The organism is uncultured Veillonella sp., from assembly GCF_900545795.1.
GTDB lineage: Bacteria > Bacillota > Negativicutes > Veillonellales > Veillonellaceae > Veillonella_A.
Genome location: NZ_URAR01000013.1, coordinates 25903 through 47764, shown reverse-complemented (window position 1 = coordinate 47764; position 21862 = coordinate 25903). Strand labels below are relative to the sequence as shown.

Below are 21862 nucleotides of genomic sequence, written 5' to 3'. Positions count from 1 at the left end.
TGCAGTTTGCAGTTTGCAGTTTGCAGTTTGCAGTTTGCAGTTTACAGTTTTATAGCTTAGAAGGCTGGGATAATAGCCCCTTTGTATTTTTCATCAATAAATTTCTTGATTTCAGGAGATTCTAATGCTTTTATAAGCTTTTGAATTTCTGGACGGTTTTCATCGCCTGCACGAACAGCTACGATATTAGCATATGGAGAATCTTTGTCTTCAATAAGTAAAGCATCTTTTAATGGATTGAGGCCTGCTTCAAGAGCATAGTTTGTATTGATAACAGCGATAGCTACATCATCAAGGCTTCTTGGAAGTTGAGGTGCTTCAAGCTCTACAATTTCCAAATTGCGAGGATTGTCAGTAATATCAGCTTTAGTTGCGCCAATATCGCTAGCATCTTTTAATTTAATGAGGCCAGCTTTTTCTAGTAGAATTAAAGCGCGTGCACCATTGGTTGGATCGTTTGGAATCGCTACTTTAGAACCATTTGGAAGCGCTGATTTTAAATCTTTATCAGTCACTGTTTTAGAGTAAATGCCCATTGGTTCAACATGTACTTTGCCAGCAGAAGCAAGTTTTAAATTGTGCTCATTAGCAAATTTTTCTAAATATGGCACATGTTGGAAGAAGTTAGCATCTAATTCCTTATCATTTAAGGCAATATTAGGTGTTACATAGTCAGTGAACTCAGTAATTTTTAAGTTGATGCCTTCTTTTTCAAGTAATGGTTTTACTTGTTCTAAAATTTCTGCATGAGGCACAGGGGATGCACCCACTGTAATAGTTACTTTGTCGCCACTGGCAGCACCACCTTTGGCAGAATCATTGCCGCAGCCTGCTAGAAGAAGTGCACTACCTAAGACAACTGTAGCGGCTAGAGAAAAAATTTTTTTCATGGATATACCTCCTTAACACAAAAAAATGATGGCCTCCAGTATATAGCCATCAGTCCTTGTAAGTTATCTCTCGGCCTATACCGCAGGATTTAGCACCATCGAATGGTTGCCGGATTTCATAGGGCCAGTCCCTCCATCACTCTTGATAATGTAATATGTAATTCCTTTGTAAAGTATACCATCAGAGAGGACAAATGTAAAGATGGAGCCCTCTATTTGATGGAGATATTGAGATGTATTCCTACTATTAAGTAAAAGCCTCTTTGCTACTAGCTCGTTAGTTCCTGGATAGCAGAGAGGCTTTTGACTTATAAAGATAGAGTGTTTAGACTATAGTCTAATTATTAAAAGGCAGGAATAATAGCGCCTTTGTACTTATCTTCAATGAATTTTTTAGTTTCAGCAGATTGAAGCGCTTTAATTAATTTCTGCACTTCTGGACGATTTTCATCGCCTTTGCGAACTGTAATAATATTAGCATATGGAGATTTAATATCATCAATAGCTAAGGCATCGCGAAGTGGATTTAAATCAGCACTTAACGCGTAGTTAGCATTAATAACGGCTGCGTCTACATCAGGTAATGTGCGCGGTGTTTGCGCTGCTTCGACTTCGACGATTTGAAGGTTTTTCGGATTAGTGGCAATATCTTCTTTAGTAGAGTAAATATTATTAGGATCTTTTAAGGTAATAAGACCGGCATGCTCTAAAAGAAGTAAGGCGCGCCCTGTATTAGTTGGGTCATTTGGAATAGCAATTTTAGCGCCATTAGGAATGGAGTTCTTTACATCTTTATCCTTGATGGTGTTGGAGTATAAGCCCATTGGTTCAATTTCAACAGGGCCTACAGAAGCTAAGTCCATTTTATGTTCTTGCGTAAATTTATTCATATATGGAATATGTTGGAAGAAGTTGGCATCAAGTTCTTTGTCGTTTAAGGCAATATTAGGTTGCACATAATCATTGAACTCTATAATTTCTAGCTTAACCCCTTCTTTAGCAAGTTGATCTTTTACACTTTCTAAAATTTCTGCATGAGGTACTGGTGATGCCCCCACTTTTAATGTAACTTCTTTTGATGCAGAACTGCTGGCACCATTATCGCTACCACAGCCTGCAAGCAATAAAGCGCTACCTAGAATCGCCGTAGCGGCAATGGATAAAATTTTCTTCATAAATAAATGCCTCCTCTTTTTTCTCAAACTTTGTATAGGTGAAATGTTCACACTATGAAGTCTCTCTCAGACTTGTTTTTGATATGCATGAATTGTAGCACGAAGAGGAGATAAGTGTAAAGTGAGGAGACACAAAAAAGACCTATTTAGCTTATAGGAAATTATATAACTTGTATATAGATTTTACCTATAACTAAAAGTGTAAAAATAAAAAGCCCGATATATCGGGCTTTTTTCGTTTCATTTGTTGTTGTGTGTATTGTATACGATGCAATCCTGATGAAATAGCTTTTTTAAGTTCTTGTAATGTCCTAGTGGACGATATGATTTAGATAAAATAAGCTATAACTATACCGATACTTATTAGCAGATGATATAAGGTGACGCTAATGGAGGTAAATTTCATAGCTTGATTTGTCATGAGTGGATCGGCATAGCGATTTAAAATGGAAGCACTTTTAAATGCTGGGATTAAGGAGATAATCCCAAGTGCACTCGCATAAGGCAAGTAACCTAGGAGTATCCACAAAATAAGCCAAGCTGAGCAGAATAAGAATAAGCTACGCAATAGCTGAATGCCTTTGTCCTTGCCTAATAAAATAACTAAGGTGCGGCGTCCATATTGTTGGTCATTACTAAAGTCACGCAGATTATTAGTCATCATAATATTGCCAATCAGTATGGTGGAGGGAATGGCGGGGATTAAAAAGTCTCCATATACTTGTCCCGTAATTGTATAGGCCGTAATGCATACAATGGAAAAACCCATGGCCACACCTGAAGCGAGCTCACCATAAGGGGTACGCGAAATAGGTTTTGGACCACCAGAGTAAAAAAGGCTAATTAAAATACAAATAGCTCCAATGGGGATAAACCACCAAGTAATGGCGGCAGCCAAGAGTATGCCAAGGACTAGAGGCGCTATAGTAAATATATAGCCTAGTCTTTTTATGTGGGATGGTGAAATGCCTTCCCGCACAATGGCGCCGCTATTACCAATCACTTGGTTCAAGTCGAGACCGGATTTAAAATCAAAATATTCATTCCAAATATTGGCGGCAATTTGCGCGCTCATGACACAGAATAAAATCATTAGCACATAGATTAGCGTTAGCCACCAAGGATGGATGGACTCATGCATAATGCTAGCATAGGCGCTACCTAGGATAACAGGACTAAACGCAGCGGTAAGAGTGCGTGGCCTAGATAAACGATAAAATTGAGCAAATGTCATACCATACTCCTCAAATATATAAAAACGCAGTACATTTTTTAGTTTATTTACTAATATATATATAAATATATGACCTATTTAGCTAGTATTAGAGTAATAGGCACTAACAATTATAAATAAAAATTAGTATAATGTAAATTAAGTAGGTTATTTATTAATATCCGTAGTAATCCCATGAAAGGGTGAGACGATTCCGTGATTAGTAAAGCATTACTAACTGACTTGTATCAATTTACTATGATGCAGGGGTTATTTAAGCAGAATTTACACCGTACAAAATGTGTGTTTGATCGATTTTATAGAAAGAATCCATTTGATGGTGCCTATACTGTTGTAGCCGGGCTTGAACATGTAATTGATTATCTTAAGAATTTATCATTTAATGAAGATGATTTAGCGTATATGCGCAGCACCGGAATATTTGAAGAGGACTTTTTAACATATTTAAAGGACTTTAAGTTCACTGGTACTGTCTATGCGGCGCCAGAAGGGACTATAGCATTTCCTGGAGAAGTTTTACTTCGCGTAGAAGCGCCTAAGGATGAAGCGATGTTAATTGAAACGGCCTTATCTATGTATTTAAATCATGAGTCTTTAATTGCTACTAAAGCGCGACGCATTCGCAGTGTGGCTGGCAAAGATAGTTTGGCAGAGTTCGGTATGCGCCGGGCTCAAGGCACTAATGCTGCTGTATATGGAGCCCGTGCCACTATTATTGGTGGTTTCAATGGCACCAGTAATGTCTATTCAGCGGCACAATATGGCATTAAGCCAGTGGGGACGATGGCGCATAGTTGGATTATGAGTTTTTCTGATGAGGTGAGCGCTTTTAGAGCCTATGCAGAGCAATATGAAGATATGCTCGTTCTTCTTGTGGATACATACGATACCCTTCATAAGGGCATGCCAGCGGCCATTCAAGTGTTCAAAGAGGTGCGCGATCGCCGCGGTGGCACAATGCCAAAGGGGTATGGAATCCGTTTAGATAGTGGTGATTTAGCGTATTTGTCTAAAGAAGTAAAGCAAATGCTTGATGCAGACGGCTTTCACGATGCCACTATTTTTGCATCCAATGATTTAGATGAATATCGTATTGCTGATTTGAAAAATCAACACAGTGCCATTAATGCTTGGGGCGTAGGAACTAAGCTTATTACGGCAGACGAAACACCGGCCTTAGGCGGTGTATATAAATTGGCAGGGCAATGGAATCAAGATGGCACATTCGTACCAGCCATAAAATTCTCCGAAAATATTGAAAAAGTAACCAATCCAGGAATTAAGAAAGTATTGCGTTTGATTAGTAAGCGCAATGGTAAACTTATAGGTGATTTAATTTGTTTAGATGATGAGCAGATTGATGAAACTAAGCCATATACATTTGAAAATGCCATGTATCCTTGGAAATGTACACATTTAGAGGCGAATACATTTAAAGTTGTACCTTTACTCGTGCCTATTTTTGAGGACGGTCAGCTAGTATATGAATTGCCAAGTTTACCGGATATTGTTGCCTATGCAGAGGAACAAATCAAATTGTTGTGGCCAGAATATTTGCGCCTCAATCGTCCACCAGTAGTAAAGGTGAATATTAGTCAACGTTTGTACGAATTGAAAAAAGAATTATTGCTGCGCAAAGCAGGGCGTGATAAGAAGTTTGACGAGAAATCGTAATAGATTACGTTATTGGACAGATTGGTAAAGGAGGACATGTATGAAAGTTAATTATAAAGCAAAACTGGCGGTGGCAGCATTAATTGCTGGTCTATGGGGCCATACTTGGGGCGTAAATGCAGCGGCACTAGGACCTATGGATTTAGTGGCAGCAGATCAAGTCATGGTAAGTGCTCAAACAAATGAAGAACATGGAACAGAGTCCGCAAAAGAGGCATCTTCTGATTCAGCATCACGTCCTGCCTATATGGGGATTTTAGAGGAGAGCAAAAAGTCTGAAGCCTTACATAATGGTGTGCGCCCTGAATTAGTACGCAAAGAGATAGTGACGGCGGACAACAAGCTCATTAAATTGCCAAAGAATATGACTGTATTTGATTTTAAACGCATTGTTACGCCTAGTGGCATTGTAGATGGTAGTCGTTTTATGCCAGGGGCTTCTCAAAATGAGGCCTTTCAAAATCAAATTCGTTATTTAGCAAAATCGAAAGATGCGAATTTGCCTGAATATTTGCAATTTGAAGGGCAAGTATATCGCGATTGGAATGCGTACCAATTGCAAGGTGTAACAAAAGATGCCCATCATACGGCCTATGTAGTAGAGTTTGCTTTAGGCCCTGATTTCATCAGAGGTCAGCGTGCTGAATTAGCCTTACAAGAGTCTATTTATAGAAATGCATTAGCAAAAAATAAGGATCCTCAATATGCAAATACGAGTACAGAGGCTATGGCAGAAAGTGCTGCAGTAGGTTCGGTGGGGACGAGTACAAATTATATCAGTGTATTAGGGGAGCTGAGTAGTATAGGGATTCCATGGGAAGTCCGTCAGCAAATGCTTCGTAATCAAACAAATCGTGAAGCTACAGAGGCAGCTCTTATGACTTTGATGGAGGCTAATTTTAAGCAACGTACTGATTTACTAGCGCCGTACCCAAATACATATACAGCCGAGGGCTTCTATAAAGCCACTGTAGAGAGTTTAGGTCAAGCTGAATATATTAGTGATGCAGCAGCAAGTAATGGCCTTATTAGCATGTATAAAAATACTTTGTCATCCGCTATTTCGTTAGAACTGTCTAATATAATTGCAAACATGGAGGCTAAGCCGTCTTTGACTGCAAAAGAGCAATCTCAATTAGTCAAATTAAAGAAATTTAGCGTAGCTTTTACTAAGTTCTTTAACACATCTCATATTTACTTTGATGAGATTAAGAATGAAGAAGTAAAAAGTGAAATGTTTGGTCCTATGATTCGCTCTATTAGTCGTGGGGGACTTTATTTTGATAGCTATGAAATCCCATTTAATATAGAAAGCTTAGTTCGTTTTGATGAAAAAGGGCCAGTGGTTACTACTATCTTTGCTAATGATGGAGATGCCAAGTACTGGGAAAAACAAGTACAGGATATTTGGCAAATTCAAGATAAAGGCCAACGCATTGAAGCGGCGTCTACAGCTAAATCTGGAGATTCTTCTAACGATGTTAGCAATACAATGGAGCCATCAATTGGCGAGTATTCTAAACTTGTGAATGAACAAATGGCGGCATTAAAATCTACTTCCGTTAAGTTACCTGGTATCAATCCTACAGAGATGACTGTAAAAAAACTATCCTTTACGGTGATTGTGCCCTATCTTTTAGAAGCATATGAAAAAGATATGGAAGAGGCTGTTAAAAAAGGGCCAGAGCTTCGTCATTGGTACACTAATGAATTACTTACTGGTCAAGCGTTAGAACAGAGTCAGAAGGATTATGCTAATGTTGTAAAGCGTTCTCAACAAATAAAGGACTATCGCTTAGGTGAAAAGACTGAAGTATATCAATGGCAAATAGAGGATAAAGAAGGTCGTAAAACGGCGACTGTATTGGCCTTGGCTTTAACGCCAGAGACAACTAAGAAATTAGCTGGTATGTGGCAAGAGTCAGTGTTAGACAGTCAACTTCCGGTACTAAATGAACAATGGCTACAAAGTGAAGGGCGTTTAAATAAAAAAATCACAGAGTGGGCATCTTTGGTTCGTGCGAATGAACATGTATATCATGATGTGAAACTTGAAAAGCAAACACCATTGCGCAAATTGACTCAAAGTAAGGCCCCTGTGTATACGGCAAGCACTAAAGTGTATGTAAATATTAATGGCTTTGAATTGCCTTATTATTTACAAGGTGCCATAGTTTTATCTAAGGACATGCCAGTAGCTTATGTGATGTTTACATCGGATAAAGAAGGCCATACCTTTGCAGAAAAATTTGAAGACTTTGTAAAAGCTATAAAATAAATTGGTACAGTTTTTTAATATAGTAATGAAAGGAGTATGTGTATGAAGTGGAATAAAGCAAGAGTCTTTTTGGCAGCTTCGGCAGTAACATTGGGGCTATCTTTGGCACCAGGGATGGCACAAGGTGCAGTAATGACTGGAGATTACCAAAGTAATAGTGCCATGAATATGAATCAAGTTATGGATACGCAAGCTATGGGCGCAGCGTCTGTAGATCATACGATGTTAGGCAATTCTATGCCTATGTCAAAGGCACCGTATAATGAGCAAGTATTTACTACTATAGAGGGTCAGTCTGTTACTTTGCCAGCAGGGATTAAAACACGGGATTTAAAACATGTGGCTTTCTCTAAAGGCTATGTAGATGGGCAAGGTGAATTCCACCGCACAGAAACCTTGACTGGTAATGCGTTAGCAGTGGGCATTACACCAGCTGATTATAATGAATTGTTAAATAGTCAGATTCGCAGCATAGCCAGTGCAGAGAAGCTTAATGTTCCTGAATTGCAGAATTTTAATGCTCCTGTATGGCGTGATTGGAATGTACATCAATGGACTAAGGTTGATGCTAAAGGGTGGCACTCTGCTTATGTGGTAGAATTAGCTTTATCATCTCAATATTTAGAGTTTGGCAATGCAATGCGTATATTAAATGAGAAGGGCAAAGCTCAAGCTACACCAGATAAGCCATTTAATTTGCAAGCTGCCTTGATGGAAGAGACCCAAGCGCGCATTGAGAGTCAGATTTCAAACACCACTGAAGTGAGAAAACCAGTGAATGATCGGGAAAATGTAAAAATGCATGATTTGATGTCTAATATGCAGACTCTTAATTCCTATTGGACCGATAAATTAGAAGCTGATTTAGATAAATTAGACGCTGACCTAAAAGAGTATGGAGATACTACGTATTCACCAGAGCGTGAATACGCGCGACTTCAAAAACAATTTGCTGATAAAACATATCCTAGAACTATTGAATCTATCAATAAAGAAGTTAGAGATTACAAGGCAAAATTGCTGGTAGCGTTAGGCAAAGATTTGGCACTAGATGAAATCTATTTAGGGCCAAAGAAAGTCCGCTCTTATAAGGTAGTAGCTGAACGCGAGGCACAAACCAATGCAATTCTTAAGTTTATGATGAATTCTAATTTAATTGTAGATGATGTGACGGATCGCTTAGTAACTACAAAATTTGGTAAAGGCCAATACAGTGAGCTACGTGCGGGCATGGTGATTGATGGATTTGAAGTGCCTGTTACTATATTTAGGCTAGCTTATTATACTGAATTGGGTCCTGTGATGAACACTATAGTAGTAAATGATTCAGACTATGATACTTGGAAACCAGTGATTAATGATGTTTGGGGCATTCAATAGGAGGTACTGGATGAAACAGTGGAAACAATATATATTAGCAGCTACATTAGTGGCGAGTACAGCTTTTACATCAGTGGCTCTAGGTGCTGATGGGACGGCGCAACAACAAAAAGCTATAATTGGTGGCTCAGCCACTTTGCCAGCAACTGTTAAAATGGTAGAATTGTCTAAAACCAATATGGTGCCATATTTACTAAAAGACTTTGAACAGCATGTGAAGACTATGGATACTAAATCATCAGCTAAAGGCGTAGCCGCTGGTACGGCGATGACTGGAGAAGAAGCTTATAAACAGGCTCAAGCAGATAAAGCTACATCGCAAGCTATTTTAGCTTGGCTCGATGCGTATCGTTTAGGCGAGAAATCTGATGTGTATCAATGGCAAGTAAAGGATGCTGAGGGGAGAAAAACAGCGCAAATCATAGCCGTTAAACTAGATGATGTGGCAGCGCTAATCCCTGGCATTCCGCTTCAACTTAATGGTGTTAAGCCTAAAGTTGATGAGTCAACAGTTGATGCGGGTATGTTTATGTTAAACATGCAAATCAATGAAAGTCGTAAAAATGGGCAACCATTTTTGTATAAATCAGGAACTTTAGGTGATAGCATTGTAGAGGAACAGATTGATTATACGGTGCAGGTTGATAATCTTATGCCATTACAAAAGCTCACGAGCAGTCGCTACCCAACATATACAACTAGCGCCAATGTTTTGTATGGCGTAGGTGGTTTTGAGCAAGCTTATTATGTACAACCAACGGTCGTGTTAACAAAAAATGAGCCAGTTCTATATGTTATGATTACCTCTGATATAGAAAAAACAACATTTGCACCGATCTTTACTAGCTTTATAGGCTCTTTAAAATAAAATACTAAAAAGTGCTTATCGTATTGCTGTAAGGTGGTTGTATGGTGCATTGACGTGATTTGCTTTGCAGAGTAGTGTTTATACTATATGGTGAAATGCTCATACTGTAAGATAAAGTACTGATACTTTAGACGAGAGTTTTTGCTATAAAGTGAAACGTTTATGCTGAAAGGTAACGCATTGATACTTTAGGCTGAGTGTTTTGTTATATAGTAAAGGGGTTATCCTTTTACTGTAAAATAATTATATTATAAATAAGGACTGTGAATCTTCCGGAATATATTCCGTAGGCTCACAGTCCTTTGTTTTAATTTGTATTATTTTGTTCACTCGTAATCAAATTGTCTTATTTTATGTAGGTCTAATAATAGGACAGTGTTGAGTAGTCCTAATAATACTGTTTTGTGTAGTCTAATAGGTAGACATTATAGATTCGAGTGAGACTTTTTAATCTTTATAGTCTTCAACTGGTATGCCTTCTATAGTTAATAAGGCCTTTTTTATATGTAATCCACCTGTATAGCCCGTAAGATGACGCTGCGTGCCTACAATGCGATGGCAAGGGATAATAATGGGGAGTGGATTATGACCCACCGCACCTCCGATAGCACGAGCTTGCATGCCACGGATTGTATTGGTTTTATATACGATTTTAGCAATTTCTCCATAGGTTGTGACTTCGCCATAGGGGATGTGCACTAAAGCGTGCCAAACTTTTTTTCTAAAATCAGTGCCATATAAATGAATCGGAGGAAGCTCTGATGGTTCATTGCCTTCGACATAGCTATCAAGCCAGGTAAAACCGGCGCGTAGTTCGGGGCGTATTTCTGATTCGGTTAAAGGCACGGCTTTAATTGTGGCTGGCAATACATATTGTTGTGTCGGCATAGTGAGACCAATTAAGGCTTCACCATCGCTATAAAGCGTAATCGTGCCTAGTGAGGCATAGTCTTTAGCTATACTATACACTGTTGATGGCATGTGCGTCATAGATTTTACTTGCGTAGACATATTCGTAGAGGCTCCTTGAAAATAAAAAGTAGAAAACATAAATAAAAGAGTAAAGATGAGAGCGTATCAAATAAAATAGTATAGATATAATAGTATGAATAAATGCGTGAAAATAAAAGCGTATTAAATAAGACTGCATAAATACAACCGGATTAATACAAAAAGAGCTGTTTAATTATTAGTTTAAGTATAAATCTTTAAAATTATATTGTCTAATGGGAGCTTATGAATAATAAGAAACTTATTCCTGGAGAAATTGTATTAGGCATATAACATAGCCCCCGCAAGCATTGTTTGCGGGGGCTATGTTGTGTGTTGTGTGTGTTGTGTGTTTGTGTTGATTGGAAGAGCGATAATGAGTTGTTAGAAATCGTAATCGCCCATATTTGGAGCTTTTGAATCTTTAGGCGCCTCATGAGATTTTTCTGCTGGCATCTTCTTATGATGATTTGAACCTTGCATATGAGGTGGTGGTTCAGGTGGCATCATAGGGCCCTGCTGTTGAGAGTTTGGTCTCATAGGAGGTTGACCATCAAAGTCTTGTCCTTGAGGAGGCATATTGCCATTTGGTCTTATAGGAGGTTGACCATCAAAGTCTTGTCCTTGAGGAGGCATATCGCCATTTGGTCTCATAGGAGGTTGGCCATCAAAGCCTTGTCCTTGAGGAGGCATATCGCCATTTGGTCTCATAGGAGGTTGACCATTAAAGTCTTGTCCTTTGGAGGGCATTTTGCCATTAGATTCTTGTGGAGCCTGGCCTTCATGTTTACGCATAGGTCTTCTTTGATCTAGGCGTGAGGATTCTTTAGAATCCATCTTTTGCCAGTTATCAGAAGGAGCAAATTGACCTCGTCCGCCCTGATTAGGCATTCTCTTAGAATCCCCTACATGATGGAAACCTTGTTGCGGCTCTACTTGGTGATGAGTTCCACGTTGGAATTGATTGGAGCCTTTTCGTTCAGATTGCTCTTGATAGGGCGCTTTTGGTTCATTGCGATTTGTCTCACGAGTATACTCTTGATGACGACGGCGACCTTCTTCGGCTACCTTTACATCTGGTGCTACAGTATTTAAAAAGATAGCGGCATTAGCCTGTGATTGGCTTCGCGCCATTTGTTTTCGTTGCTGTAGCTGATCATAGTATGTAAATGAATTTTCACCATTATCATTTACCATATTATGATTATTTACTCCATTCATTGGTGGTTGTCCAGGAACGGTAGCTTCCTTTTGGACTGTTGGCATTGGTGTTGCTGCTGGGGGCATAGTTGGTTCCGCAGCAAATGCAGAGCCCCAAACAACACCACTTAATACGCCGAGCATAATCAGCTTTTTCATGCGCATTTGCGTATTGCGTTTCATATTAACACTCCTTTTTTATAAGACATAAGGGAGATAGCAACTACACTAGGCTTTTACTTGTTTGGTAGCATTACCTCGTTGCTATGTGTATAGCTTAACGGAGTAAAATGAATCTGGTGTGTGAAAACTGTGAGAGGGCAGTGAAGTTTTCTCATGATTGTTCATCTCTTATTAATCTTAAGATGAATATTAGGTGATTATTTTTGATTAAGTTAGAAAATAAAACTAAATAGAGATAAATTAGGGAATTATACATATATTTTGTAAATATGAGTGGATTATAGCTGGATATAGTAAAAATAAAAAGACACGGTATAAAACCGTGACTTGAAATGTATTAATACTAAATTGATTGATAATCCTTAAGAATTTTTGTATCGCCTGTAGTCTCTACGTAGACAAACTTTTAAGAACTCTTTTTTTTCGTTCCAATCTTCGTCTTGTAGCATCATACCTATTTTGCCCCATAGGCGTTTTTTGCTTACTGTTGGAATTCCGATTTCCTTGGCTATTACTTGTGCTAAGCATTTCGCTGCTAAATGAGGATAGAAGACTGTATCCATCACTAAAGGTGGTAAGTCCTCTATGTTGGGCATCTCTTCTTTTGCTGCATCTATGATAGGTTGTATCATATCTTCGGGAGTACCCCATTCATTACGCAACCAGGTGGCAAACTTTTGCATTACTATGTCTATTTGTTTCATTTTGCACCTCCATAAACATACCTTTATATGGTAAGTGTATATTACCGTTTAATTTAAGGCAAGTAATGAGGTGGTTTTTGATATCTCTTTTTAATTCTGTTAAAGTCGCTTTTTATTATTTGTGATATAAGGGCATATGGCTCTTAGTGTCAAAATTTTTACATCTATAATATCTTATCCCTCTAAATTATGGAAAAATATATTGAATAGTATAGAATAGTTGATTTAAAATTGGGCGTGTTATTCTTTAATAGGAGAGAGGCTAGTCCCTAGGGATAAATTCATTTATATATAAGAAAATCCCCTCTAATAATTGTAGTAACTAGAGAGGTTTTTCGACTGTTTATTTTTTGTTGTATATATAGATAAAATATATTAAAAATAAAGATATTACTCTTTTATTTTTTTTAGTAATTTTTTTAAAGTAGATTTAAGAAAAAGAGCGATTATAAGTAGTATAGATATAATAGCGAGTAAAGAATATTTCTGTATTATATATGCAGGTATTGAACCTATTTGCTCTGAGAGTCTTAGGGGACGTTGAGCTTTTTCACGTTCTTTTTGTTCTGCTAAAAATGCTTGGTATTCTTCATATTCTTTTTGTCTTTTAGCTTTTAACTGATCAAATAAATCTTTACTTATTCTACCTTGGAGAGAATCAGGTTCTACTTTAGTAGGTTCACTTTGACTAGTATCATTAGATACCTCTTTTAATGTTCCAATATGATATAGTTTCATTCCTCTAATTTGAGACCAACCAGAACTATAAAAAGCACTGCTAAAGACTGCATAATAGTCTGTATTGGGTTTAACTGCCTTAACATCTACCCATATTTCATCATCACTTCTAACTTGAATACTATTTGGATTAATATAATATTGTATTCCCTGTGGCCCCGTTTCAAAAAAACTCCATGGTGCGTTATCTTTTTCGCCGGTATAAGCTAATGTATAGCTGAATATGCTAAGAGCAAGTATATATAAACTAAATAGTAATTTTATTCCCCTCATAAAAATTAACCTCCCTAATTATAAAATGGCTCACCTTAATCAAAAGTGTACTATGGTAATTAATAAAATTCAAGTGAATAATAGTCATATCTCTCTATGTAGACTTTTTTGTGTAATAGAGAGAAGGTAAGAAACTCCTTTTTATATTCTATCTGTATCAATAGAGGGATAGATTATATATAAATATGACTATACTTTCAGATGATAAGGAATGACAATTCGATAGTATTAGTATCTTTTTACTAAAAAATAGTATAAAATTAATGCCGTCAATTATATTCCTATATACTTTTATACTTTATTCCGCATTGCTATTAAGCATTAATAAATTTATCTATCATTTCTTAAAGAACATATGATAGGAATATATTCACTGTTAGGGGAGAAATAATTTGTTTGTTTACATAATTATTCTATTACTAGTTTTTTATTAAATAGGTAATGAGTCTAGTAAGAGCTTATGAATGTGAGATTGCTTTGAAGATATATTCTAGTATTACTAAATCGATGGAGAATAAAGCTGTGGAAGCTCTAGACGAAATTGAACTGTAGAAAACTATGTAGATGGAAAATAGCTGGACATATAGGTTGTTTTAGGATGTTGACTCTATAGATGAGAAAAGGAGAAATACAAAAAACCCCTATAAATCTAGATTTATAGGGGTTTTTGAATATTTTAGACTATTATCAGTTGTAGATTAAATGCTTGGCGGAGAAGGAGGGATTTGAACCCCCGCGCCGGTTTTGCCGACCTACCGCATTTCGAGTGCGGACCCTTCAGCCTCTTGGGTACTTCTCCTTATTTTTACGCCGTTCTTTAAAAAAGTCTTTCATTATTTGACTGCATTGCTCAGCTAATACGCCACTTAATATTTCAGGCTCATGATTGAGGCCTGGATGTGTGAGGACATTAAATAAAGACTCTACGGCACCGCCCTTATAATCACTACTACCATATACAACGCGGTCAATACGGCTGTTGATAATGGCACCAGCGCACATGGGACATGGCTCTATAGTAACATAAAGCGTGCACCCGGTCAACCGCCACCGTTCAAGGAGTTGACAGGCTTCGCGAATAACTAAAACTTCTGCATGAGCCGTGGCATCATGGTCACATTCGCGGCGATTGTGATGGCGTGAAATAATTTCTCCTTCATGGACGAGAATAGCACCAATTGGAATTTCACCCATGTCATATGCTTTTTGTGCTTCTTTTAGAGCTTCTGTCATATACTCTTGATCGGTCATAATGGGGCACCTGCTTTCTAAAGATGAGGTCGTGGTGTGATTAAGATTATACATTTTATAATTATGATAAAAATGGGAAATAAGTATTTGTTTTTATCATATCAAAGGCGTATAATTGAAATAAGTTGATTTATATCAATAAATTTTCAGTGATTTTATATAGGCGCAAAATCATTTTGAACAAATAAAAAAGCTCAGCTTCATAAGAACCTGAGCCATTGTTCAAATAGAAAGCCCACGATGGGCACTCCCGAAGGAGCAATGTAGATAAATCTTTATTTGAACTTAGTAGTGTAAAAGTTAGAGTATCTAAAACTAACTTCATGTATATAATAGAAGGATTTTAGAAAAATGTCAATTGCTAAAAATAGATAATTGAGTGATAAAATCAAAAATAAATTAAAATACGTGCATGGTGATTAGATTATCTAGACTTTGTGATATGCGGTTTGTTTTCTTTAATTTTGCTTGTTTGATGTATTTTACAAAGACTATTAAAGGACTTAGTTGCATAGTTGTTCAAATAAAGACTATCTATAGGGGTGCAGGGGGCGCTACTATAGAGGGGAGTGGACTAGAGGAAAAATTTGTAAGTATGTGAGTATATTTAAGGATAAGAATAAGGTGGAGAATATGAAGAATAAGATGGACAAGAAAAAGAAAAATCAAATAGACGAATATTTTGTTGGTCTAGATATTGGTACGAATTCTGTTGGTTGGGCAGTTACTAATGAAAATTATGAATTGCTCAAGGCTAAGGGCAAAGATATGTGGGGGAGCCGGCTGTTTGTAGAGGGCGCGTCAGCTTCAGAACGTCGCATTAAGCGAAGTTCAGGTCGGCGTTCTAATCGACGCAAATTTAGGCTGACATTGCTAGAAGAGTTATTTGATGACGAGATTAAGAAGGTGGATCCGTATTTTTATTTACGTCTCCATGAGAGCCAAGCCCATCAGGAAGATAAGAGTAAAAATACTAAGGGGCAGTATTTTCTATTCAATGACAAAAATTACACTGATAAGGATTTTCATAAAGATTATCCAACAATTTATCATTTGCGTTATGAATTAATGCAAAGACCACCCAAAGATATTCGGGAGCTCTTTTTGGCTATTCATCATATTGTAAAAAGTAGAGGTAACTTTTTATATGAAGGACAAGACTTTAGTGGTAGTGGTAGTTTGACGGAAGCTATAAAGAATGTTATAAAATTAGACTTTATAGAAGCTATTGAGGGCGAAAAAAATATAGAGGATGCTGATATTGAGAAACATATAGAAGAACTTGCTAGTAACATTGCGATAATTTTACAAGATAACTCCTTAAGTAGGAAGGACCGTGTATCTCAAGCTAAAAAGCTTTTTACTGAAGCAAAAAAGAAATCTAGTGAAGCTTTAGTTAATATTATGATTGGTTTGACCGGTAAATTGGCGGATGTTTTTGAAGAACCAGAGTTAAAAGATGAATTGGGGAATGATAAAAATAGCTTTAAGTTTGGTGCAAAAGATTATACTGAACAGAGAAATGAGTATGCAGCATTATTAGGAGATAAGATTACCCTTATTGATAATTGTAAAGTAGTTAATGATATTTTAGTTTTACATAAAATGAAACCTAACGGAAAAGGTTTCTCTGAAAATAAAGTTGATTTATATAAGAAGCATCATAAACAATTAGAAGAAATAAAAAGGGTGTTAAGGGCCAAAGAATATAGAACTATTTATAAACGACTTTTTGTTGATAAACCTAAGAAAAGTGGAACAGCAAAGTCAGTAAAACATTGCAACTATGTGACATATATTAATAAGAATCCTAATGCAGTAGTTTGTTCTCAAGAAGATTTTTATAAAAACTTAAATAAGGAATTAGGCTTTCTTCCAGATTCAGATTTAAAATCTAGAATTCTAAAGGCTATGGATATGAATGAGTATTTGCCATTACAAAAAGGGCCTGAAAATGGAACGGTCCCATTTCAGGTGCATTTGGAAGAATTAGATGCTATTATTGCTCAAGCTAGTAAGAAGTTTTCATTTTTATTAGATACAGATTCAGATGGATATAGTATTGCTGATAAATTAAAAAAACTAGTAGATTTTAGAACACCTTATTATATTGGGCCCCTTAATCCGACCCATAAAGTTGGCAAAAATGGATATTCTTGGGTTGTTCGTAAAGAAGCAGGGCGTGTTACACCGTGGAATTTTAGTGACAAAATCGATGAGGCTGCTTCAGCAGAAGCGTTTATTAATAATTTAACGAATAAGTGTACTTATTTAAGGGGCGAAGATGTATTGCCTAAACAATCGCTCTTATATACAGAGTTTATGCTTCTAAATGAATTAAATATGATTCGTTGTAATAATAAGCCGATTGAAACTAAGAGCAAAATTGCATTAATAGAAACAGTTTTTAAAAAGAACGCACGAAAGATAACTGAAGGACGTTTAAAAGAAGCCTTAAAGTCGCTTGGTGAGTATAAGAATGAGAAAAACTTAGTACTGACAGGTATTAATAAAGAAATTAAAACGGACTTAAAGTCATATCGCGATATGAAGGATATTTTAAAGGATGGTTTTGACATAGTAAAGGCAGAGAAAATAATTTATTATGTGACTTTGTTTGGGGATGCTAAGGGGATATTACGAGAGCGGTTGCAAACGGATGAGTTATTAAAAGGTAGCTTATCAGATAAACAAATTAAAGATATTAGTAATTTAAAATACAAGGACTGGGGGAGATTGTCGTATAAATTTTTACATGGCTTGAATGGTGAAAAGAAAGAAAATGCCACATTTATGCCTATGAATATAATTACAGCTATGAGAGAGCAGCCCCTAACATTGATGGAACTATTAAGCTCTCATTATACTTATATTGATCAAGTAAAGAGTTTTAATGATCAATTTATTGATGAGTCAGAGTTCAGCTTAGAAGATGGATTATCTTATCGTATTGTTGATGAATTATGGATATCGCCAGCCGTTAAGCGGTCTGTTTGGCAAACTCTAAAAATTTTAAGAGAAATTATTCAGATTAAGAATGGAGTACCTAAAAAAGTATTTGTTGAGGTGGCACGGACTAATAAAGCACCAAAAAAGGAAACGAGTTCTAGGAAAAATGCGTTGTTAACTGCATATGAGAATGAAGCAGAAGAAAAAGAAAAATGGAAGGCGGATATTGAATCTCGTAATGTAGGAGAATTTCAATCTAAACGTTTGTTGTTATATTATCAACAAATGGGGCGGTGCATGTATAGTGGAAATCCTATTAATTCTGTAGATGAGATTTTTACAGACTTATATGAAATAGACCATATTTATCCACGAAGTTTAACCAAAGATGATAGTATTAATAATTTAGTTTTAGTTGAAAAAAAGAAAAATGAGGATAAGAAGAATTTTTATCCTGTGTTTTCTGACTGGCAAGAAAAAAATAAAGCACACTGGAAAAGATTATTAAAAAATAATTTAATTTCAGAAGAAAAATATGCTCGCCTTACGCGTACAACACCATTAAGTAATGAAGAGTTAGCTGATTTTATTAATCGACAATTGGTTGAAACTAACCAAGCTATTAAGGCAATAACAGAATTGTTACGTCGCTTACTACCTAATACAGAGATATGTTATGTTAAAGCGGAAGATGTTAGTTGGTTTAGAAATAAATATAATTTTATAAAGTGGCGTACGTTGAACAACCAACATCATGGAAAAGATGCATATCTAAATATTGTAGTAGGTAATGTTATACATGAGAAATTTACCAAGAATCCAGTTAATTTTATTAAAAAGGCAAGGCTACGGATTCAAAAACTTAAAGAAAAACTAAAAGATAAAGATAAAAAGAAAAATAGAGTTTTTTCATTATATAATTTAACTACGGTATTTAAATATGCTGTAAAAGCGAATAATAAAATTGTTTGGAGACCTGATACAAGTCTTAATGTAGTTGAAAACGTAATGAAGAAAAATAGTGTTCTAGTAGTGAAAAAATGGGAAGATGTAAAAGGGGGATTTTATAAAGAAACAATAATAAAAGCGAGTGATGTAAATTTAGATGGCAGTCGACCACTTAAAACAAAATCATATCTAAAAGATATGGCAAAATATGGTGGGTATACAGGAATAGCTACCAAGTATGGGACTGTAGCAAAAATTACTAAAATAAATAAACGTGGTAAAGAAGTAGACGAAGTACATATTGTGTTGGTGCCAGTTATTGATTCACTAAAAATTAAGACTGATGATGATTTAAAAGTGTATATAAAATCACAAATAGAAGGATGTATAAACGTTAAGATTTTATACAAGCATTTATATCGATCTGCGTTAATCCAATATAATGGTTTTTTATATTACTTGGGTGGTAAAGATGGCGCTAGAATGTATTTAAAACAAGCAGTTAGTCTGGTTTTGGATGACAATATTGTTAAAACATTAAAGCAAGCAGAGAGATATCTAGTGAATGTAAAGGGAAATAGTCAATATCAGCCAAACAGAAAGTTGATAAATGATGAACTTCTATTAGATTGCTATGATTCTTTGATTAAAAAATTAAAGACGCCCATCTTTAGAAAACTAAAAGGTAATAATGTGGATGAAGTGTTTACTAGTGCTACTAGACAGCGATTTATTGCTATTGAAGAACTTCAAATGAAGTGTGAAGTTTTGATGTCTTTAGTTGCTTTTATGAATCGGGATATACAGAAAGGTTATGAATTTCCGGGATTAGAAGTAAAGAAATGGACTCAACCAGAAATGTCACGAAATTTGACCCGGGTTAATAGTTTTTCTATTTTTAATCAATCTGTAACAGGTTTATATGAGGAAGAAGTAAAGATTATAGAAAAGAAGAAGTAACTGTAATATTATTGAAGAACAAACAGAGCCTATAGTAAAAGGGGGATTTTTACAAGCAAAAAGAGTTAGCTTTATGGTTAGCTCTTTTTGTTTATATTGTTCAGAGTAGATGAGCAGGGAAAAGTTGAAATAATGTATATAAAAATGAATGGGGTATAGTAGTATGGGATGGCGAACAGTAGTTATAACTAGACGAGCAAAATTAGATTTAAAAATGAATTATTTAGTTATACGTCGTGATTTAAATTTAGAACGAGTATATATTGATGAAATTCAGGTTCTTATGATTGCTTCGACTGCAATAAGTATGACAGCAGCACTACTAAATAGATTAATTCAGGAGAAAGTAAAGGTGATTATATGTGATGAGAAATACAATCCCTCTGGAGAAATAATGCCTTTATATGGAAGTCATAATACATCACTTAGGTGTAGACAACAAATAGGCTGGAATAAAGACCTTCAAAAATTGATATGGACCGAATTACTTAGAGAAAAGATTAATAATCAACGAAGATTATTAAAAACACAAGGAAAAGAAGAACATAAGTTGTTGGAATCTTATGTAAATGAATTACTTTTAAATGATGAATCATCTAGAGAAGGTCATGCTGCAAAGGTATATTTTAATGCGCTGTTTGGGAATTTGTTTTGTAGGGATGATGATAGCAATATCAATGCAGCATTAGACTATGGCTATGCTATACTACTGTCAGCTATAAATAGGGAATTAGTTGCTATGGGATATCTAACGCAGTTCGGTATTGGGCATAGCAATCAATTTAATCCTTTTAATTTTTCAAGCGATTTAATTGAGCCTTTAAGAGGCTTAGTGGATCAGATTGTTGTTAGCATGGATCATAATAATTTTACAAAGGAAGATAAGATATCTTTAGTTGATTTGTTGAATAGAGAAGTAAAAATAGATGGAACCGTCCAACATTTAAGTAATGCTATTCGGATTTATTGTAAAAGTATTTGTGATGCACTTACAGAAAATAATATAGAGATGATTAGGTTAGTAGAATATGAGCTATAGATATATGAGAATATTTGTAATGTTTGATTTACCAGTGTTAACATCTGAAGATAAGAGAGTATATAGAAATTTTAGGAAATTTTTATTATCCTTGGGATTTTATATGTTACAAGAGTCTATATATATAAAGTTAGTCTTGAATAATTCAGAGGCTCAAAAAGTAACTACTCATATTAGAAAAAATAAACCTAGTGAAGGGCTAGTACAGATGTTAGTGATTACGGAGAAACAATTTTTAAAAATGGAGACATTGTCTGGGGAGTCGCATTCTGATTTGGTTAGTTCAACAGATAGGTTGGTAATATTATGAAACTTACGAATACAGGTCTTGACATAACTGTAGAATTATCGAAGGAGAATGTTACGACATTGGTCATTGAAGATGCACTTATATACAGAAACATTATAAATGAGTTAATAAAGAGTATTGAAGGGCATTTCTCCTCTTGGAGTTTATCTGAACACGGAGTAGAGTATGTATGGAAAAAAGATGTATATATGATTACTGACTTTTTCTCTTTAGATTTTTCCAATAGAACATTGTTGACGAAGTTACATCAGAGGCTAACGTTAATTGCACAAGAAAATATGGGTGATTTATTTGAAATTAACAATAAAATACAACAGCTTTTACTTATAATTGAAGATGCGGTTCCACTTAATTTAGTACATAATGAGAATATTTCTGCTGTTGATCTGATTAAAATGGCTGCAGTGAAGATTGATGGGAGTGCGTTTGACTTAATAGAGCAAACTATTTTTTTTGTAGATGTTGTGATGGAATTATTACATCCTAAATTAGTAATTTTGTTAAATGTTAGAAGTATAATGTCTGCTGAAGAAGTAACTCTATTTTTTGAAACATTACTGAGTAAAAAAATACCAGTTTTATGCATAGAAAAAAATAGAGCAGAATTAGTTGAAATTGTGAAATTTACTGAAATCGTATATACTGTAGATAGTGAATATTGCATATTTTAACATGCAAGAATAGAACTCTTATACTTTTACATCTGGTTAGTAGGCCTGAAAATTCTTTCTACCCCAAAGTGTATATCCGTGGATTGATATACACTTTGGGGTTTGAGAGTAGTGTATAAACTAGATATCTAAAATGGAGCTCTTTTC

The 21862-nt window shown here is 35.6% G+C and carries 16 protein-coding genes, 1 tRNA gene and 1 riboswitch; of the genes, 8 read left to right on the top strand and 9 right to left on the bottom strand.

Translation table 11 applies throughout. The annotated features are described in order from the left end of the window. Positions 1-56: 56 nt before the first annotated feature. From QZR90_RS07180 to menA, 3 genes are all read right to left on the bottom strand, one after another. Complete coding sequence (locus QZR90_RS07180) at positions 57-890, bottom strand: MetQ/NlpA family ABC transporter substrate-binding protein (RefSeq protein ID WP_295790276.1); 834 nt, start codon at positions 888-890, stop codon at positions 57-59. Between the two features lie 60 nt (positions 891-950). After that, positions 951-1042: riboswitch (SAM riboswitch) on the bottom strand. Between the two features lie 192 nt (positions 1043-1234). Next, positions 1235-2065 (bottom strand): MetQ/NlpA family ABC transporter substrate-binding protein, encoded by an 831-nt coding sequence (locus QZR90_RS07175; protein WP_295790274.1) that lies wholly within the window; start codon positions 2063-2065, stop codon positions 1235-1237. A 328-nt stretch (positions 2066-2393) separates the two neighbouring features. After that, complete coding sequence (menA, locus tag QZR90_RS07170; protein WP_295790273.1) at positions 2394-3299, bottom strand: 1,4-dihydroxy-2-naphthoate octaprenyltransferase; 906 nt, start codon at positions 3297-3299, stop codon at positions 2394-2396. 195 nt (positions 3300-3494) lie between these two features. Between menA and QZR90_RS07165 the strand changes: the two genes are divergently transcribed. From QZR90_RS07165 to QZR90_RS07150, 4 genes are read left to right on the top strand one after another with little or no spacing between them, the layout of a single operon-like run. Beyond that, on the top strand, positions 3495-4973 hold the full coding sequence (locus QZR90_RS07165) for a nicotinate phosphoribosyltransferase (protein ID WP_295790272.1): 1479 nt from the start codon (positions 3495-3497) through the stop codon (positions 4971-4973). A gap of 40 nt (positions 4974-5013) precedes the next feature. Then, positions 5014-7251 carry a hypothetical protein gene (locus QZR90_RS07160; protein WP_295790271.1) on the top strand — a complete coding sequence of 746 codons (2238 nt, stop codon included), beginning with the start codon at positions 5014-5016 and terminating at the stop codon, positions 7249-7251. 42 nt (positions 7252-7293) lie between these two features. Next, positions 7294-8631, top strand: a complete 1338-nt coding sequence (locus QZR90_RS07155) for a hypothetical protein (RefSeq protein WP_295790270.1) — start codon at positions 7294-7296, stop codon at positions 8629-8631. Positions 8632-8641: 10 nt separating this feature from the next. After that, positions 8642-9499: a hypothetical protein gene (locus tag QZR90_RS07150; protein ID WP_295790267.1), complete on the top strand. Its 858-nt coding sequence runs from the start codon at positions 8642-8644 to the stop codon at positions 9497-9499. 447 nt (positions 9500-9946) lie between these two features. Here QZR90_RS07150 and QZR90_RS07145 read toward each other — a convergent pair whose 3' ends face one another. From QZR90_RS07145 to tadA, 6 genes are all read right to left on the bottom strand, one after another. Next, positions 9947-10510 carry a methylated-DNA--[protein]-cysteine S-methyltransferase gene (locus QZR90_RS07145; protein ID WP_295790265.1) on the bottom strand — a complete coding sequence of 188 codons (564 nt, stop codon included), beginning with the start codon at positions 10508-10510 and terminating at the stop codon, positions 9947-9949. Positions 10511-10873: 363 nt separating this feature from the next. Beyond that, complete coding sequence (locus QZR90_RS07140) at positions 10874-11872, bottom strand: hypothetical protein (RefSeq protein ID WP_295790263.1); 999 nt, start codon at positions 11870-11872, stop codon at positions 10874-10876. 362 nt (positions 11873-12234) lie between these two features. Beyond that, entirely contained in the window at positions 12235-12576 is a 342-nt protein-coding gene (locus tag QZR90_RS07135) for a hypothetical protein (RefSeq protein ID WP_295790262.1), read from the bottom strand. A gap of 390 nt (positions 12577-12966) precedes the next feature. Beyond that, positions 12967-13587, bottom strand: coding sequence for a hypothetical protein (locus tag QZR90_RS07130; protein ID WP_295790260.1), 621 nt, complete (start codon positions 13585-13587; stop codon positions 12967-12969). Positions 13588-14294: 707 nt separating this feature from the next. Further along, positions 14295-14386: transfer RNA gene (locus QZR90_RS07125), tRNA-Ser, on the bottom strand. Next, complete coding sequence (tadA, locus tag QZR90_RS07120) at positions 14365-14838, bottom strand: tRNA adenosine(34) deaminase TadA (protein ID WP_295790258.1); 474 nt, start codon at positions 14836-14838, stop codon at positions 14365-14367. The genes QZR90_RS07125 and tadA overlap by 22 nt, the downstream gene beginning before the upstream one ends. A 633-nt stretch (positions 14839-15471) precedes the next feature. On the opposite strand from tadA, the gene cas9 reads away from it, so the two are divergent. From cas9 to csn2, 4 genes are all read left to right on the top strand, one after another. Further along, positions 15472-19695 carry a type II CRISPR RNA-guided endonuclease Cas9 gene (gene cas9 / locus QZR90_RS07115; protein ID WP_295790256.1) on the top strand — a complete coding sequence of 1408 codons (4224 nt, stop codon included), beginning with the start codon at positions 15472-15474 and terminating at the stop codon, positions 19693-19695. A gap of 163 nt (positions 19696-19858) precedes the next feature. Continuing rightward, entirely contained in the window at positions 19859-20734 is an 876-nt protein-coding gene (gene cas1, locus QZR90_RS07110) for a type II CRISPR-associated endonuclease Cas1 (protein WP_295790255.1), read from the top strand. Beyond that, positions 20724-21044 carry a CRISPR-associated endonuclease Cas2 gene (gene cas2 / locus QZR90_RS07105; protein WP_307984889.1) on the top strand — a complete coding sequence of 107 codons (321 nt, stop codon included), beginning with the start codon at positions 20724-20726 and terminating at the stop codon, positions 21042-21044. The genes cas1 and cas2 overlap by 11 nt, the downstream gene beginning before the upstream one ends. Beyond that, the gene (gene csn2 / locus QZR90_RS07100) at positions 21041-21715 is read left to right on the top strand and encodes a type II-A CRISPR-associated protein Csn2 (protein WP_295790251.1); all 675 of its coding nucleotides are present in this window, start codon (positions 21041-21043) and stop codon (positions 21713-21715) included. The genes cas2 and csn2 overlap by 4 nt, the downstream gene beginning before the upstream one ends. The last annotated feature ends 147 nt before the right edge of the window (positions 21716-21862 follow it).